At 52.8% G+C, this 16,973-nt stretch carries 18 protein-coding genes and 2 pseudogenes; 1 reads left to right on the top strand and 19 read right to left on the bottom strand.

Annotated elements, in window-relative coordinates; translation table 11 throughout:
- Positions 1 to 181 precede the first annotated feature (181 nt).
- Positions 182 to 559 carry a helix-turn-helix domain-containing protein gene (locus BLW59_RS04775; RefSeq protein WP_074696665.1) on the top strand — a complete coding sequence of 126 codons (378 nt, stop codon included), beginning with the start codon at positions 182 to 184 and terminating at the stop codon, positions 557 to 559.
- A gap of 106 nt (positions 560 to 665) precedes the next feature.
- On the opposite strand, the gene BLW59_RS04770 is transcribed toward BLW59_RS04775, so the two are convergent.
- The 19 genes and pseudogenes from BLW59_RS04770 to BLW59_RS04685 all read right to left on the bottom strand — a co-directional run bounded on the left by BLW59_RS04770 (position 666) and on the right by BLW59_RS04685 (position 16,914).
- Positions 666 to 1,187 carry a hypothetical protein gene (locus BLW59_RS04770; RefSeq protein WP_074696662.1) on the bottom strand — a complete coding sequence of 174 codons (522 nt, stop codon included), beginning with the start codon at positions 1,185 to 1,187 and terminating at the stop codon, positions 666 to 668.
- Positions 1,188 to 1,360: 173 nt separating this feature from the next.
- Positions 1,361 to 1,615 (bottom strand): annotated as a pseudogene (locus BLW59_RS18100) (flagellin); the annotation flags it as partial.
- Positions 1,616 to 4,021: 2,406 nt separating this feature from the next.
- Positions 4,022 to 4,402 (bottom strand): annotated as a pseudogene (locus BLW59_RS18095) (flagellin); the annotation flags it as partial.
- Between the two features lie 301 nt (positions 4,403 to 4,703).
- Positions 4,704 to 5,375: a response regulator gene (locus BLW59_RS04760; protein WP_074696658.1), complete on the bottom strand. Its 672-nt coding sequence runs from the start codon at positions 5,373 to 5,375 to the stop codon at positions 4,704 to 4,706.
- Positions 5,347 to 6,720, bottom strand: coding sequence for a secretin N-terminal domain-containing protein (locus tag BLW59_RS04755; protein WP_081348389.1), 1,374 nt, complete (start codon positions 6,718 to 6,720; stop codon positions 5,347 to 5,349). The genes BLW59_RS04760 and BLW59_RS04755 overlap by 29 nt, the downstream gene beginning before the upstream one ends.
- A gap of 19 nt (positions 6,721 to 6,739) precedes the next feature.
- Positions 6,740 to 7,267 (bottom strand): hypothetical protein, encoded by a 528-nt coding sequence (locus BLW59_RS04750; protein WP_074696654.1) that lies wholly within the window; start codon positions 7,265 to 7,267, stop codon positions 6,740 to 6,742.
- Between the two features lie 116 nt (positions 7,268 to 7,383).
- The gene (locus BLW59_RS04745) at positions 7,384 to 8,847 is read right to left on the bottom strand and encodes a glucose-6-phosphate isomerase (RefSeq protein ID WP_074696652.1); all 1,464 of its coding nucleotides are present in this window, start codon (positions 8,845 to 8,847) and stop codon (positions 7,384 to 7,386) included.
- Between the two features lie 173 nt (positions 8,848 to 9,020).
- Positions 9,021 to 9,581, bottom strand: a complete 561-nt coding sequence (locus BLW59_RS04740; protein WP_074696650.1) for a biotin transporter BioY — start codon at positions 9,579 to 9,581, stop codon at positions 9,021 to 9,023.
- A 108-nt stretch (positions 9,582 to 9,689) separates the two neighbouring features.
- On the bottom strand, positions 9,690 to 10,673 hold the full coding sequence (gene folK, locus BLW59_RS04735) for a 2-amino-4-hydroxy-6-hydroxymethyldihydropteridine diphosphokinase (protein ID WP_074696648.1): 984 nt from the start codon (positions 10,671 to 10,673) through the stop codon (positions 9,690 to 9,692).
- Positions 10,670 to 11,032 (bottom strand): dihydroneopterin aldolase, encoded by a 363-nt coding sequence (folB, locus tag BLW59_RS04730; RefSeq protein ID WP_074696646.1) that lies wholly within the window; start codon positions 11,030 to 11,032, stop codon positions 10,670 to 10,672. The genes folK and folB overlap by 4 nt, the downstream gene beginning before the upstream one ends.
- Entirely contained in the window at positions 11,025 to 11,894 is an 870-nt protein-coding gene (folP, locus tag BLW59_RS04725; RefSeq protein ID WP_074696644.1) for a dihydropteroate synthase, read from the bottom strand. The genes folB and folP overlap by 8 nt, the downstream gene beginning before the upstream one ends.
- 11 nt (positions 11,895 to 11,905) lie before the next feature.
- On the bottom strand, positions 11,906 to 12,475 hold the full coding sequence (gene folE, locus BLW59_RS04720) for a GTP cyclohydrolase I (protein ID WP_029545793.1): 570 nt from the start codon (positions 12,473 to 12,475) through the stop codon (positions 11,906 to 11,908).
- Between the two features lie 65 nt (positions 12,476 to 12,540).
- Complete coding sequence (tatA, locus tag BLW59_RS04715; RefSeq protein WP_074696642.1) at positions 12,541 to 12,918, bottom strand: twin-arginine translocase TatA/TatE family subunit; 378 nt, start codon at positions 12,916 to 12,918, stop codon at positions 12,541 to 12,543.
- A 25-nt stretch (positions 12,919 to 12,943) separates the two neighbouring features.
- Positions 12,944 to 13,903 carry a polyprenyl synthetase family protein gene (locus tag BLW59_RS04710; RefSeq protein ID WP_074696640.1) on the bottom strand — a complete coding sequence of 320 codons (960 nt, stop codon included), beginning with the start codon at positions 13,901 to 13,903 and terminating at the stop codon, positions 12,944 to 12,946.
- Positions 13,904 to 14,119: 216 nt separating this feature from the next.
- Positions 14,120 to 14,533, bottom strand: coding sequence for a hypothetical protein (locus BLW59_RS04705; RefSeq protein ID WP_074696638.1), 414 nt, complete (start codon positions 14,531 to 14,533; stop codon positions 14,120 to 14,122).
- Between the two features lie 12 nt (positions 14,534 to 14,545).
- Complete coding sequence (gene floA / locus BLW59_RS04700; protein WP_029545800.1) at positions 14,546 to 15,562, bottom strand: flotillin-like protein FloA; 1,017 nt, start codon at positions 15,560 to 15,562, stop codon at positions 14,546 to 14,548.
- A 185-nt stretch (positions 15,563 to 15,747) separates the two neighbouring features.
- Positions 15,748 to 16,053 carry an NfeD family protein gene (locus tag BLW59_RS04695; RefSeq protein WP_029545802.1) on the bottom strand — a complete coding sequence of 102 codons (306 nt, stop codon included), beginning with the start codon at positions 16,051 to 16,053 and terminating at the stop codon, positions 15,748 to 15,750.
- A gap of 97 nt (positions 16,054 to 16,150) precedes the next feature.
- A complete protein-coding gene (gene rpsU, locus BLW59_RS04690; RefSeq protein WP_014425320.1) occupies positions 16,151 to 16,330 on the bottom strand; it encodes a 30S ribosomal protein S21 in 180 nt (59 codons plus the stop codon).
- Between the two features lie 236 nt (positions 16,331 to 16,566).
- Positions 16,567 to 16,914, bottom strand: a complete 348-nt coding sequence (locus BLW59_RS04685; protein WP_029545804.1) for a histidine triad nucleotide-binding protein — start codon at positions 16,912 to 16,914, stop codon at positions 16,567 to 16,569.
- Between the last annotated feature and the right edge of the window lie 59 nt (positions 16,915 to 16,973).

Genomic DNA, 16,973 nt, shown 5'->3' with positions numbered 1-16,973 from the left:
GCCGTATTACATCAAGTATATGCATATTGTATGCAAGCTATTCTCAAATAGTGATTTTCTCTAATACATACTAATTGTCATCGATATTATAGTGTTTTTCACTTTACATTACAACGTATTTTTTCCTTTTATTGTATTTCACTATGCTATAACCTATACTGTTATACAAAGGAGGGATATGATGAGCAAAGGAATACGACTAAAGTCTATACGCAAGGCACTTGCCCTTAACCAAACAGACTTCGGTGCCCGTATAAATCTAAGCCAAACTACCATCGGCCAGTACGAAAAAGAAACACGCCCCATCACGGAGCGTGTCATATCGCAGTTGGTCAGCGAATTTCATATAAATGAAGAATACCTGCGTCACGGAACCGGGGACATGTTCATCGATCAGACGCCAAAACTCGTCCGGCAGCTGGCTGACGAGCTCTCCCTCTCTGACAGGGAGCAGCATCTGCTGCTGACCTTCCTTTCCTTCCCTCCCGAAACCCGCGCACAGGTCCTCGACTTCGCCCAGGAATTTGTAGTTAAACTACAGCAAATAGGAAAAAATTGATGCAACGCAAAAAAGGCTGATGCATGCTCACCTGAGTACGCATCAGCTTTTTCTGTTCAATATCAGTAAATTTTAGTTGCCTAACTCCCCCGGCGCTAAAGCACCGTCACCGTCTTCTCTCACCATACTGCTCTTCATACTCCCGCAGTATGCCTTCAAAATTTCGTCTGCGTCTACGACCTGTGACCTTCACCAGAGGGTCAACGAACTTTACATATGTCTTCGACAGGAATTTCGTGTCAGCCTCCCTTCTCCCTCCACGGAGTCCTTGGAGACTGTCCAGCATCCTGCGATTGGCCAGCTCAACGCGCTTTCTGGCAAAAGCGGCCACGCATTGCGTACAGTAGAGGCCATCATCTATATGGGTGCCACATCGCTTGCATGTATGCGTATGTATAGCCCTGTTTTTCTCGAGGAAGCCTTCTTTCCTCATGCGTATCAAGGTCCTCAAAGAAAGGCCTGTGCCACGTGCAATGGAAACCAAGTCCGCATCGGCATGCTCAAAAAGATAATCCCGTACGACCTGCCGCTGTTCTTCCCGCTTTACTTTGCACTCCAGGCAGCATCCCTCTCCCAAATCCAGATAGACCCGATTGCAGTAGGGACAGTTCTTCAGTTCGCCATCCATTGAATCATCTCCTTTTGCATCATTATCCTTCGATTCTATTCTACATTTGCCTTAAAATCCCTGCCCAAAAATTTTCTATCCAATGCCATGCGCAAATTCCCAGAAAAGCATGCTATATAAAAGCCACCTCCATCAGCCCCGCAAAACGGAATAGCTGATGGAGGTGGTTTCGTTTACTGCAACAGCGACAAGACACTGCTGCTATTCTGGTTGGCCTGAGCCAACATTGACTGGGCGGCCTGTGTAAGGATGTTGCTCTTGGTGTATTCCGTGAATTCCTTGGCCATATCCGCATCACGGATAGTTGATTCAGAAGCAGCAGTGCTTTCCTGCTGGACAATGATGTTGTCATGGGTGGTTTCCAGACGACTGGTCTGGGCGCCAACCATGGTGGCGGCATCTGCCAGATATTGTATCGCCTTATCCAGTAGCCCCGGCTCATCTTTGGTGACCATACGTGTGCCATCCCGGGACATGCGACCTGCCTGATTGCCCAGGAGTTCCTCGCGGTGGGCTACAGTTAGGACATCGTAGTCCTTGTAGCTTTTCAGCCTCATATTGTAGCCAAAAATGTGATCCATGGAAGTCTGGGGGATTTGCAGGTGAATGTTCATGCTGGCCTTATCCGTATGATGTATGATGAGGTCGTTGACATAGACTTTACGCGTCAGACGTTCCACATCATCGTAAATGCCATCAGCCAGCTTGGCCCCCTTTTCCTGCAAATCGGGATAAAGGTGAAAGCCCTGTACCTTGTAGTAGTTTTTATCTCTTTCCCACAGATTGAACATACGATCATCATAAACCGTCAAAAGCCCTTTCTGGGGATCTGCTGCAAAATGCAGGAAATGTGAATGATTATTTTTCATGTGTTCCAACGCATCGCCGCCTTGAGCGTAAATAGCCTCCACCAGCGATTCCACATCAGTCACATTGGAAATATCAATCAACGCGGACTTGAAATCCGCCCCTGACCCTCCGCTCTCGGGACGATTGGCATACTCTTCATCATTGCCATTCATGAAGATGAAGTTCATCCACTGATTGGGGCAGGTTGCGCAATATACCCTAAAACCCTTGTCATAATAGTCTTCTGGTATAGACCTGCCCACTTCACTGAAATCAATGGTATAGGCACTCATGATACCTTCCGTTATGCTGACTGTTTCATTGTTACCAGCTTCTTCCGACAAGTATGCGTTTATCTTCAATTCCTTATTGCCAGTATCCTCGAAGCATCTGCCATTCTGTCCTACCATGATGCCGATAAAAGCATCGGCGATAGAGGCTCCACCATTCACAGCAGTTCGCAAATCATTCAAATCTACCGTTCCATAGGTAGAGGCGTGCTTCATCGCATCAAATGCCCTCGGCTCCTTCTTGTCAATGAATTCATAGCTGCCATAATAAGAAGCATTGAGGATCTTTCCCTTCAACTCATCTATAAAAGACTCCAAAGCATCAGCATCAGTGTTGTCATAGGCTGAGAGGTCTATAGTATAAGATGCCCTGGCTCCGTCATGATAATCCCCTGCATCTACTCCGTCATTATTTTGGACTACAGTGCCATTATAGGATTTTACGGGCTGAAATGCTACCTCAGTGTAGGTAGGTGCCTGAGCCGGAGTAGCCTTTATCTCACCTGTCGCTTTATTAATCAGATCATCGTCAATGCCGCCATCAACAGAAGCATCATAAAAACCATCATACACACGGATTTCGGTGCCTTTTGACGAGGCATCCAAAATCATGTGACCATTGCTCAGAGAAAACAAAACGCCCGTGCGGTTGGTGTTGGCACCATTATTCCACTTGTAAAGCGCTTCTTTATCGGCTGTGCCATTGATGCCGATGTAGTATACCCCCGTGTCATCGCGAGTCAGCCCGGCACTCCCCGCCACAAAACGCACATAGGCAGTCGCAGTCCCTTCTTGGCCTGTTATGCGAATGCCGGAACCGGGAGACACCGTACCAATATCCAGCCCAATAGTCGCATAGCTGCCAGCTGAGCCGCCGACATAATGCCCCTCTGTAACTGTTTCCCATATTTCCATATCCGTGTCAGGATCGATCACTCTGCGCTTTTCTGCTTCCACCCATCTGCCGGAAGTGGGCGCTACCCCTTGGTCTCTCAACGGCGACGATACTGGATCTATCAAGCCAGTAGCAAAAGCGCCACTGCGCCCCGATGTTGCCGCCACACCATCACCATTGGATTTTTCCGCCGTGCCTCCCAACTGTGACCAACCACCGGCTGTAGCGCTATTGGAAGCTGTTCCCGGCTCCTTCATCGTCAGCGTGACCACTGCACCGCTGACGGATGTGTCCCCCACGCCGCCCCAATCTTTGACGGCCGCAGCCGCTCTTTCTGCTATCTGCTCGGAGGTGGTGCATCCGCTGATGTCTATTTCCGTCACATTCTCATACTTCACATCACCATGACGGTAATTCTTGTTGCCCGGGTCACTGGTGAGGACATAATACTCTTTAGTATTCTCATTACCATCCTTGGTAGTGTAGAAGCCTACTCCCTCTGCAGCAGCAGCGTCAGCATAACCGCTGAAATCCATGGTGAAGGTAGCAGGGCTGCCCGTCTGCGGATCATCACGATACCCGGCTCCACCGCCCGTCATATTCACGCTAGTTTCACTTCCCAGCAAAGGCTCTGCTGTAGCGTCTGTGGATTCAAATGCTGGCAGAACGCCAAAGGGGCCTTCAATACCATCCAGCGTATCATACTCATCTTCTATCAGTTCCAAGCCGCTCCCCAATACAAAATTGGGCTGGTTGAAGCCTTCCCAGGAATTAACCCTCTCAATCTCTTTGCTGCCCACCAGCAACAATTTCCCATTGTAATTCGTTTCATAAGCAATATCATTGATATGCTCAAATCCTTGCGAAATCTCTTTCTGTATGGTAATTCTGTCAAGATCAGTATTGCTATCGTTATCAGCATCAATGACCTTGGCCTTGATGTTCTTCATAATCTCTATCTGCTGTTGAATCCCCCCTGCCGCTACGTTCAGCATGGAAATGCCCGTCTGCACATTGGCCTCATCCCTGTCCAAGGCCCTAGTCCGCACCCGCATCTTTTCAGATATGGCATACTCCGAGGCTCCGTCCCCAGCACCTACTACTTTCTGACCACTGGAAACCTTGGCAAGTTGCTTGCCCAACTTGGAGACATTTTTGTTGAGCTCGCCCAAGCTCATCATGGCCGAAGGATTGTTGATCACTGTCATCGCCATATTCCATACCTCCCCAGGCCGCCCATCCATAGACTGCCCTGATTTCTATATGTCGCACAAACGTACATGTTATTTCACTCTATTTATATTATCGTAGAAACATTTTTTTCCTTAAATCAGTTTTTCTTCTTTTTTGCAATTTTGAGATTATTTAAGGCCACCAATTGATGTTTTTCGTTGCCGCCCCCCAACTTTCACCACATCAAAAATGCCCCAAAAAAGGCTGCTGCATGTCATTCTGAACATGCAACAGCCCTCACTATCCCTCCTAATCCAGGGACACAATCTTATTCTTCAGCACATAAATAAGCGCCTGGGTCCTGTCCTTGACCTTCAGCTTGTGGAACAGGCCTGACAGGTGATTTTTCACTGTCTTTTCGGAAATGCCCAAAGCCTTGGCAATATCCTGGTTGGACAGGCCCTTCACCATGCAGTGGAGCACATCCATCTCGCGGGCAGTGATGCGTTCCTTGTGACCGGCGTCCCACATCTCCTTGGCCAGCGTGCCGAAATCCTCTCCTTCGGGCACGTCCCCAAACAGACGCTCGGAAAGCTGGGGATAGATGAAGGCATTGCCTTCGTTCACCACGTGGATGGCCCGCACCAATACGCTGGGCTCCACGTCCTTCAGCAGGTAGCCAAGGGCGCCGTTCTTCAGCATTTCCAGCACGTAGTTGTCGCTGTCGTGGATGGTCAGGGCGATGATCTTGGTCTTGCTGCCCAGCTCCAGCAGCTGCTTGGTGACCTCCAGGCCCGTGGTGCCGGGCATATTGATGTCCAGCAGCAACACATCCGGCTGCAGGGCCAAGGTGCGGGCCAGTGTCTCCTGGCCATCCTCAGCCTCGCCCACGATTTCCAGATCGTCCTCGAAACTAAGTACCCGCTTGATGCCCTGGCGGAACAGGGTATGGTCATCTGCTATCAATACTCTTATTGCCATTTGCTTCTTCCTCTATTCTTTCTGCATCAGTTACTATCATATCCTTATCATCCAGTATACGGGCTTTGAGGAAAATCAGCAACTCCGATTCTGTATGACTTCTGGAAGTATGCCTGAAAAAATGTCCCAACACGGGCAAATCTCCCAGGAAAGGTATCTTGGAAAGCCTTTGGGCTTCCTCGCTGCCAATGAGTCCCCCTATGACCATGGTCTCCCCGTCCTTCAGGCGCACATTGGTATCAGCACTGCGGGTCTGGAAGCGGTAGGCCTTTATATCCTCCACGTATAATGGGGAGCTGACCTCCGTATGCACAGAGGCCGTGATATCGCCATCATCATTGACCCGCGGCGTGTAGCGCAGGATAATGCCTGCTTTGCGGTATTTGATGGAATTGGTGGTGATGTCGTTGGCAGTGGTCTGCTCCGGCACCGGCACTTCCCCGCCAATCTCAATCACCGCTTCATGGCCCTGCAGGGTGGTGATATTGGGACGGGACAATAGTTTCGCCTTGCCCGAAGTGACCAGGGCATCTATCTTGGCATCAAGATAAACATTATACCCCAAAACTCCCGGTCCTATGCCGTAGCGGATGGTGCTGCCACCGGGGTCCTTGATATAGCTTTCCTGCTCCCAGCGCTGACGCCAGCTGCGCTCAAGAGGCTGGCGATGGGACTGCCAGCTCCATTCCACCCCCAAATCCCTGGAGGCGTCCTTGGAGATAGCCACAATCTTAGCCTCAAGAGAAACCTGTCTGGCAGGCACATCAAGGCGTTTCAGGATTTCCTCCATGGCCCGTGCCTCGGCAGGAGTGCCGTAAAGCACGACAGAATTAGTAGCCGGGTCTGCCATGACCCTCAGCCCTTCTGCATCATTTGCCTTAGGTTCCGGGTCTATTTGCCTACTTTTTCCTTTGCCTTCATTTTTATCATTCGCTATACTTGCCGTTTCTCCTTTTTCTTCCAAAGAGATTTTTGCCATGCGGGCAATTACCCTGGGGTCGGCATGGCGCAGGGTATAAACATGAATGCTGCGGCTGCCCCTGCCAGGCAGGGTGATGAGGTAGACCCCCTGCTCCTTCAGGAGCACCAATCCCTTGGCAGCAGCGATGTGCTCGATGATTTCCTCCGGCTCGGCAGTGATGCAGAGGGTAACCGTACCCCCTACAGCATCATCCATCACCAGGTCAAGCCCGCCCATGCGGGCCGCCCCCAGCAGCAGGGAGCGGACATTGCCCTCGGTGGCCTGTATGGTCATAGGTGAGGCGGACACCACCTTCATGTCGCTTGACCAAAAGGAAAGAACCAGCAATAGGCCCAGCATTAATCTCCATAATGGTCTTCCCATATTTCATCATCCCTCTTTGTCATGGCAATTCCAGCCATTTTTCTCCCTGGGGAGTGCTTACCAGCACCCGTCTGGCTTCAATTGCTGTCACCGTCAGCCCTCCTGCTCCCTCGCCTGCAGCCAGAGTCAGTGACTTGCCCCCATACTCCACCAGCGCCAACTGTCCCGAAGCTCCTGAAATTATCCCCGTAAGTTTCGGTTCCTGCACTGACGGCGGTTTGAGTGCCGGCACAGGTGGAGGGGCCGGCAGCGCAGCAGACTTTGTCTCCTGCCCGCCCCTTGGCACAGCAGGCTTTTTTTCTTCCGCAGCCTTGCTCCTTTCCGCCCGTGTCTCATGAGTCAGCGTAAAGGGGTCTTTCAGTCCCTCTGAGGCTGCCGCCTGCTCACTGCCCCTTATGACCTGGTGGGCTGGCCTTTCCTCTGGAAGTGCCGCCTTTTCCGGCAATGCCAGGGACGCTTCTTCCTCAGGCTCCGAAGCAAAGATGCCTCCTGCCAAAACTATCATCAGCAGCAGGGCTGCCAATCCGGATTTTTTCCAATCTTGCAAAGCCCCACCTCCATTTCCTGCATAGGAAAAGGGATGTCCCTAAGCCTTTTGGCAGCTTAGAGGCATCCCTTGAGATTTCTGCACTAATGAAGCTTTTCAGTCTCCCCTAAAGCGCCTTAGCCCTTCTGGTTGGCAGTCTTGACCTCAGCCAGTTTCGGGCCCATGATGCGCTTGTAGGCCTCAACACCGGGCTGGTCGAATGCGTCCACATTGGCAAGCTCGCCCTCGTAAGCAACACTCATAGCCAGCATGTAAAGAAGCTCGCCCAAATGATAGGCATTGAGAGTAGGCAGAGTGAAGCAAGCGTTGTAGCGCTTGTTGGAAGCCAATGCATCCTCGTTGGACTTGCGGGCCACTTCCAAAGCCTGGCCCATGGTCACGCCAGAGATATCAGAAAGCTTCTTCACATCCGGGAAGATATCCGGGATGGTCAGGTCTTTCTCCCAGTTTTCCAGGCGGATGAACTGCACCACCTTGTTCAGCTTGCCTTCCTGATGCTGCTGGGTCTGAGAGTGCATATCCGTGGTACCCACAGCCACCAGCGGAGTACGGCCGTAGCACACTTCCTTGCCATCCTTGTTGAACTGCTTGCCCAGGGACTCAGCCAGCAGCTGGATGTACCACTCGGACACAGACTTCAGGTAATCGCCATAAGGCATCATGACCTCGATATCACGGCCGTGCTTCTCGGAAGCAGCGAACTTCAGGGCAGCGTTCAGCATAGCCGGGTTCTGCCACAGGTCCTCGTTCTGGCAGGCCTTGTCCATATCACGGGCGCCTTCCAGGAACTTCTCGATGTCGAAGCCCACACAGGCAGCCAGGGTGAGGCCCACCTCGCAGAAGATGGAGAAGCGTCCGCCCACCCCATCGGGTACTGCATACTGAGGCCAGCCTTTCTCGATGGCCAGCTTCTTCAGCAGGGTCTGCTTTTCCATGTTGGGGTCGGTGACAGCCACCACTTCCACATCGATATTGTCGAACTTCTGCAGAGCATCGTAGATGACCATGAAGTTGGACATAGTGTCCAGGGTGCCGCCGGACTTGGAGATGACCAGCAGGAGCACCTTCAGGTTGCGCTTCTCATGGGAAGTGGTGACCTTGGCGCTGTTCTCCAGATAGTGGATGATGTCGCCGGTGCGGCGGGGGTCGATATTCTGACCGCTGAAAATGATCTTCGGGAAGCCCTTGCGCTCCTCCTTCGGCAGCTCATTCCAGAACTCGCCGCAGTGCACATCAAAGATAACCTTGTCACCCAGGAAGGAACCGCCGATACCCAGAGAAACAACGAAGTCCACATTGTCCTTCACATGGTCAGTGAGCTCCTGCAGGTGCTTCAAGGAGCTGGGGCTGTTGAGATGGCCCTCTTCGATGTACGGAAGCTGGGAGAAAAGGACCTTCTCCGGTTCGCCGTCCTTGGAAAGATGAGCGCGGATAAAGCCCTTCTCGCGCATGACCTTCATGGCCTCATGAGCCTTCTTCAGGTCTTCCTCATAGCTCTTCAGATCAGCCTCGGTGACCTTGCCTTCACCGTACAGGTTATCATAGTCGAAAGTAAAGCCAGACTTCAGCTTCAAACTCATCTTGCTCAACACTCCTTAGCTTATATAACACAAAACAACATATCTGCAAGTTATCATTCTATAACCTTTATCAGTATAACGCATTTTCTCCTATTTTGCCATAGGGAGTAACCGTTTAACACAAAAAAGCCTCATTGCGTCTGATTTTTTGCCACAATGAAGCTTGTATCTTCTCAATTCCTATTCACAGAAACAGTATAACCGCCCTGCTTTGCCAACATCTTGTTGACTTTCACGCCTAAAAAAGCTGCCCCCAGAGACTTCATTATGTCCCCGGGAATAAAGGGCAGCACTGCCATGGCCAGACCGGCCATGAGATCAACATCCATCAGCATCATCATGGATATGAGGCCGCCAAGGTAGGTGAGGGGAATGCCTATGACGATATTCATCACAGCGTAGCGCTTGAAGCTGATGCTCCTGCCCTTCAGCAGGCTCACCAGATAGTAGGCCACAGGCCAGGCCAGATAAAAGCCTCCCGTGGGTCCCAATATCCTGCCCAGCCCTGCCGTTCCTCCCGGCAGGACGGGTATGCCTATGGCACCCAGGGCCAGATAGAGGCAGATGGCCAGAGCCGTTTCCTTGGGCGGCAGCACGAAAGCGGTGACACCGAAGGCCAGAGTCACCGCTGTAACCATTCCCGGCGTGAAAGGCAGCGGAAACGTGATATAAGCTGAAATGCAGCAAAAGGCCACGCACATGGCCACCATAGTTATCTTCTTCGTAGATTCCATCCCGATACCCCCATAGAAAGGTCTTCCCTGAATATAAAAAACGCTTTGCTTACAGTTCGATTATACCCAACTGCAAGCAAAGCGTCAACCTTGTGTTTCATTAAAGGTTTACCATATATACTTTTCCCTGACATAATGCTCGAAGGTACAGCCTTCCCCTGTCTCCTGTCCTTTCAGTACAAAGCCCTCCAAGGCCGGCAGGAAAGCATCTGCTCCGTAAGTTCCCGTTACTCTGGTTATATAAGCTTCTCCCGTGTATGGCAGCAAAAGCTGGTAAACCTCCGCCCCGCCTATGCACCAGAACTCTTTCTCCCCCTGCAGCTGCAGTTCCCCCAGACGATGCCACAGGTCTTCAAGGCTTCCTGTCAGTTCAAATCCGTTCCTGTCCACCCCCGCCAAAGATCGGGACAGCACAAGATTCCTCCTGCCTGGCAAAGGCCCCGGCAGTGACTCCATGGTCTTCCTGCCCATGATGAGCACGCCACCCATGGTCAGCTGGCGGAAGCGGGCCATATCCTCAGGCAGGCTGACAAGAAGCCTGCCCTCCCGGCCCAGGCCCCGCTCTTCATCAATGCAGGCAATAAGCTTCAAGGGAAAGGGCGCAGAGCACTCTGCTGCGGGAGAAACTTCCTGGCCTTCCCTGGGAAGAAGCTTCAGCCACTCCCCCACGGAACGCCCCTTGAGCACCAGTTCAGGCACGATATCTGCCAGGGGCACCAGCACAAAGGCCCGCTCTGTCAGATAAGGGTGCGGCAGGCACAGTTCCTCAGTGCGGGACTCCACGCCCTCCATGCAGAGCATGTCTATATCTATGGTGCGGGCCCCCCAATGCTCATGACGCACCCGCCCCAGGTCCCGCTCTATCTTTTGGCAAAAGTGCAGGAACTGCAACGGCTCCAACTCAGTACAGACTTCCGCGCAGGTATTGATGAACCCCGGCTGGTCAGTCTTGCCCCAGGGAGCAGTTTCATAAAAGGGCGCCACCTGCAGGAGTTCTGTCCCCTCAGCCAAAGCCAGCCGGCGCAGGGCCTCACGGATAGTCTCGCCCCGCTCTCCCAGATTGGCTCCCAGGCTCAGGCAGACCTTCCTCATGCCCGTGACCTTTCAATGGACACTGCCGCATCCTTGAAGAGGCCCTTGATGGGAGCTTCCGGCTTGTGCAGGGTGATCTCCACCTTTTCCACCAGGGAAAAGTCCTGCAGGATAGCGGCAGCAATGCGCTCTGCCACCGTCTCGATGAGATTCATCGGCTCTCCCTCCACGATTTCCTGCACTTTGGCAAAGACCGCGGCATAGTTCACAGTCTTGGACAAATCATCGCTTTGCCCCGCCTCCTGCAGGGAAAGGTACATCGCCGCATCCACGATAAAGGGCTGTCCCATCTGCCTCTCCTCCGGCAGGCAGCCATGATAGCCAATGAATTCCATCCCCGTCAGCACAATCTTATCCATTGATGATCGCCTCCGCCATTCTGATGGCCCGCAGATTTTCCTTCACATCATGCACACGCACAATATCCGCCCCCTTCAGGGCGCCTATCACCGAAGTGGCCAGAGTTCCCTCCAAACGTTCGTCCACAGGCAGGTCAAGGGTCTTGCCAATCACGCTCTTGCGGCTGGTGCCCAAAAGCAAGGGATAGGCAAAACCATCTATCTCCGTCAGTTCCTCCTGACGGTTCATGACCATGAGGTTATCCTCCACCGTCTTGCCAAAGCCTACCCCGGGGTCAAGAATCAGCATTTCCCTGGGCAGTCCCGCTGCCTGGGCTATACCTATAGTACGGCGGAAGAAATCACGCTCCGCCGCTATAACATCACCTTCATAGGCATTGTAATCCGTGCCTTTCTGGTTGTGCATGGCGATGACAGACACCTGATACTGGGCCGCCACTTTCGCCATTTCCCCGGGCTCTTCCATATACTGAAGCCCCCAGATATCATTGAGGATATCCGCCCCCATTTCCAGCGCCGCCTCGGCAGTCTCCGCCTTGAAGGTATCGACGGAAATGGGCAGCCTGCACTCGGCAGACAAAGCTTTCAGATAAGGAGCCAGCCTTGCTATCTCTTCCTCAGCAGGCATGGGCACGAAGCCGGGACGGCTGGACTCGGCACCGATATCAATAATATCTGCCCCTTCTGCAACCATCTGACGGGCATGGGCCAGAGCATCCTCCACTGCCACCCACTTACCTCCGTCGGAAAAAGAATCGGGAGTAACGTTCAGGATGCCCATGATGAGCGTGCGCTTGCCTAGTTCCAGTTTTTTTCCCTTGCGCAGGTCATAATGCCTTTCCACCAAAGTCCTTCTTTTCATCAGAACGCCCCCTATTTCTTCTCTCCTCCCAGCAGCAGCCAGGCCTGCTGATAAAGCCCCTTGTCCTTCAGGAAGTTGCCGGTGCACTCTGTGGTGACAGTACGTGCACCAGGTGCCAGATCACCCCGCATCATCATGCAGAGCTGCTGGGCTTCCACCGTAACCAGCACACCTTCCGCGCCTACTCCCTCGGCCACAGCCCCGGCAATCTGCCGGGTGAAACGCTCCTGCAGCTGGGGACGGCGGGACAGGTGCTCCACCACCTTGGTGAACTTGCTGAAGCCTGCCACCAGTCCCTTATGAGGCTGGTAGACAATATCCACTTCCCCGAAGAAGGGTACCAGATGATGCTCGCACATGGAGTAGAAGGGGATGTGCCTTACCGCCACCAGCCCTGCGGCATCAGACTCAAAGAGCTCCCCCCATTCTTCCTGCTCTACCGGTCCCAGTCCGCTGAACAACTGCCCATACATTTTGGCAACCCGCTCCGGCGTCTTTTCCATGCCCAAGCTTGTCAAATCAAGGCCCACATTATCCAAAAAATTTTCCATGGCTTTAGCTGCTGGATTATTATTTTCCATTGGCCAATCTCTCCATTCGTCTATCAAAAAAGCCTTCTCCTCCGGAGAAGACTCGCTAGATTTATCTACGCCTTATCAATTTTCTCCTGAGCTGCTGCCTGGCTGGCGGCAATCTGCTCCCGTACGGACTCCTGAGTAGGAGGCTGATAGGTAGGTACAGCCGGCTTTTCAGCCTCTGCCGTCTGGGCAGGAGCAGCCTGCTCAGTTGCTGCCGGGGCAGGCTGGGAAGCTACGGGCTGAGCTGACGCACTCTGCACAGGAGGCTGGCTCTGCTGAGGCGCAGGCTCGGCATTCAGGGCCTGGGTCAGGGCATTAGAAGCCTTCTTGAACTCACGCAATCCCTTGCCCAAGGCACGACCTGCTTCCGGCAGCTTGCCGGGACCAAAGACTATGAGTCCCACTATCAGTATAAGAATAAGTTCTGGTACGCCGATACCAAACATCTGCACTCACTCCATTTGCTCTTACTCAGTAATCACGGTCACCGATAAAATCTGCCACCATGATATATGCTTCCTTCACTTCTTGGGGCAGGGTGTCTGGCAACACTGCCTTGGCCCGCTCCAGATATTCGTCAGCCTTTTCCTTGGCCTTGTCGATGCCATCAGTGGCCTTGACGATTTTCAGAGCCCTTTCCACATCTTCAGCACTCATTTCCGGGTCAGTGACAATATGCCTCAGGACTTCAGACTCTGGACTGACCTCAAGGGCACGGATTACCGGCAGGGTCACAATACCCTGGCGAATGTCATTGCCCGCAGGCTTGCCCATGGTTTCTTCCGTCTGGAGGATATCCAGAAGGTCATCCGTGATCTGGAAAGCCATGCCTATGCAGTGGCCATATTCAGCCAGCTTTGCCCCTTCCTCGGGGGTAAGGCCGCCCACTTCTGCGCCCAAATCACAGCAGATTTCCAGGAAGTCAGCTGTCTTTTTCTGGATGCGGCAGAAGTAATCCTCATAGCCCCGGGAGGCCTGGTACACTGCATTGTCCTGAATGATCTCACCTACACTGAGATTGCACACCAGCTCTGCCAGACGCACAGATACCCTGTTGCTGTAGCCGGCAGCAGCGATGAGGCTGAAAGCCCGGGCGAAAATATAGTCACCGGACAAAATTGCCACCTGATTGCCCCACTTGGCATTGGCAGTAGGCTCTCCTCTGCGGGTATCGGAAGAATCTATCACATCATCATGCACCAGGGAAGCCGTATGGATAAGCTCCAAAGCCACCGCCAGGGGCAAAGTGCGCTTGAGGTCAAATTCCTTCCCCCCCCGGGCAGACAGCAGGCACAAAGCAGGCCGCAGCCGCTTGCCCCCGGAAGTCACCAGATGGGTGCCCACCTCATTGACCAGTTCCTCCTCAGAAGAAACAGCCTGCAAAAGCTCCTCTTCCAGTACCTCCAAATCCTTTTTTATCACATCAAACATAGCGTTTGGCAAATCCATCACCTACAACAATCATAATTGCTTGACACATTCTATTATTTTACTATGAATTCTTATTGAACGCAAGCTGAGCGCGGCGTGAGATTAGAATTCATGTAAGGGCGTGTGGACACCGAAGGTGTCCAGTAAGTTTACTACATTGTGCAAATTCAGTCCAGCAAAAAAGCACCCGCCAGGGGTGCTTTCACTTAATTGTGCTTACTTGCGAAACGGGCCATTCTTATAAGCCTTGGGCTTGCCCAATATCTCTGACCAGGCCAAGGCAGAAATGGCATGCTCTGGCGTCAGGCCCAGATTAGAGGTCTTAGCCTGAATCGGAGCCAGCCGTTCTTCTGTCCTGTGCTCCTGCTCCCTCTCTGCAGTCTCTGCCCTTCTGAGCACAGGCTGCTTCAGCACCGGCAGCTCAGGCTCCGGCTCAGCATAGATTTCAGGCTCCTGTGTCTCTGGCACAGGCGGCTTGATATCCGGCCAGGGCATGGGCAGTTTCTGCCTGCCCGGCCTCTGCCCCGGCTGGGGCAGAGGCCTTTGGGGGACTTTTTTCTTCTTGCCCCCCAGCTGGTCAGAGATGACAACGATGGCTACCAGAACGAGTATTGACCAAAAGGAATCCATGCGAATCCCTCCTTACGCCTCTCCCTGAGGTGCCCGGGGAGCTTTGGGCGCAGTCAGCTGGCCGGCTTCCCCTGCAGTGCTGATGGCCTTGCGCATCTCCGTATCGGCCTGCACATTATTGAGGTTATAGTAATCCATCACACCCAGACGGCCCTGACGCAGGGCATCTGCCATGGCATGAGGAACCTCTGCCTGAGCTTCCACCACCTTGGCCTCCATCTCCTGGGTATAGGCCTTCATTTCCTGCTCCTTGGCCACAGCCATGGCACGGCGCTCCTCAGCCTTGGCCTGGGCAATGCGCTTGTCAGCCTCTGCCTGGTCAGTCTGCAACTCGGCGCCGATATTGCGTCCCACATCCACGTCTGCAATATCAATGGAAAGGATCTCAAAGGCAGTACCTGCATCCAGCCCCTTGCCCAGCACAGTCTTGGAAATGTCATCAGGGTTAGCCAGCACGTCATTGTGGCTCTCGGAAGAACCCACGGTAGTGACAATACCCTCGCCAACGCGGGCAATGATGGTAGGCTCACCGGCACCGCCCACCAGCCGGTCAATATTGGCCCGAACAGTGACACGGGCCTTGATCTTCAACTCAATGCCGTTCTTGGCCACAGCAGAAACCACGGGGGTCTCAATGACCTTGGGGTTGACGCTCATCTGCACAGCTTCCAGCACATTGCGGCCTGCCAGATCGATGGCAGCGGAGCGCTCGAAGGGCAGGGGAATCTGGGCGCGGTGGGCAGCTATCAGGGCATCCACCACCTTGTCCACGTTGCCGCCAGCAAGATAATGGGCCTCCAGCTGGTTGACATTCACATCAAGACCTGCCTTGTTGGCTTTGATAAGGGGCAGGATAATCTTGGAGGGCGTAACCCGGCGCATGCCCATGCCCACCAGCGTGATGATACTCACCCGCACATCAGCCGCCATAGCAGAAATCCACAGCCCTATGGGTACGAAGTGCAGGAAGATGCCCGCAAAAATCAGTACAACCAGAAACAAAATGCCAGAACCAAAAATTGCTTCCATGATGATGCCTCCTTAGTATTCAACCATTAAGTGAGGGGTACAGGCATAGCATAAGCGGAACGTTCGGGATTTTTCCAAGAATCTTAGTGAATCAAGCCCTCAAGGGCGCAGATGAACTTAGATTCCTTGGTAAAATACCGAGTGGAGCGTTGCTATGCCTGTGCCCCGAACGCCTTAGCATGCTATCAGTTCTCATCAATCCTGCGAACCACAACTCTCATGCCTTCCACGGCGATTACCCTGACCATCTCCCCCTTTTTCAGGAAAACCCCTTCGGCCACCACATCCACAGGCCGCCCCTCTATCCAGGCAGTGCCCGCAGGTCTGAGATCCGTGGTAGTCTTGCCGGTCTTGCCCACCAGACCTTCCTGGGGCGTGGCACTCACATAGCCCTGATTCGTGGTGAGCTGATCTTTCAGTATCATCTTATCCCACAGGGAGTCCCAGTAATCCTCCTGGGACCGCTGCGGGTCCTTGGGACGCTGGCTCATGTATGCCGCCTCCTTTATATCTAAAGCCCTTGAGGGCACTTACTTGTAAAAAAAGACGCCTGTGAATCCATAGACTCACAGACGCCTCGCTCATTCATTATCTGAACTTGCGCTTACGAGCTGCCTCAGACTTCTTCTTGCGGCGAACGCTCGGTTTCTCGTAATGTTCACGTTTCCTTACTTCAGCCAGAGTACCAGCCTTCTGGGACATACGCTTGAAGCGGCGGAGAGCACTATCGATTGATTCGTTTTTACCAACTTTGATTTCGTTTGCCATCTATTTTCCCCCCCTCCACTTGACTTGGGAGTTTCGTACTGTATAATCATGATTTTCACAATCACACCATGATATTATAACGCCATTGTTCAGATTTTGTCAACAGACAAAATCTCCTTTTAGCGTTTCGTCGAGGCCAAGGCCTCGACATACAGTAAGGGTCTTGCCCCATGTCAACATGTCATTCTGGGAAAGATGGAAACTTTCACGCCCCATCAAATGCCTTCAGGACAGAATCAGCCCGGCGGCCACTGCATGGAGCGTCCTCCCAGCAAATGGAAATGCAGATGCTTCACGGTCTGCCCGCCTTCGTCACCCGTATTGGCCACCACCCGGAAGCCCTTCTCAGCTACCCCCAGTTCCTGGGCCAGCTGCGGGATCACATCCACCAGGATATGAGCTGCCAGCTCCTTGTCCTCTGCCTTGAGCGCCGCCACGCTTTCCACATGCTTCTTGGGAATCACCAGCACATGCACCGGCGCCTGAGGCTCCAAATCCTTGAAAGCCACTACCTGCTCATCTTCATAGACCACGGTGGAGGGAATCTCCTTGGCAGCTATTTTGCAAAAAATACAATCTGACATATATACATGCACCTCGCTTCTATGTGTTATTTATACAACACAAAAGGAAAAAATCCTGC

Origin of the sequence: Selenomonas sp. KH1T6, from assembly GCF_900108415.1 — a bacterium.
Lineage (GTDB): Bacteria > Bacillota > Negativicutes > Selenomonadales > Selenomonadaceae > Selenomonas_B > Selenomonas_B ruminantium_A.
The sequence above is the reverse complement of the archived record's forward strand: the minus strand, read 5'-3'. Positions and strand labels throughout refer to the sequence as shown.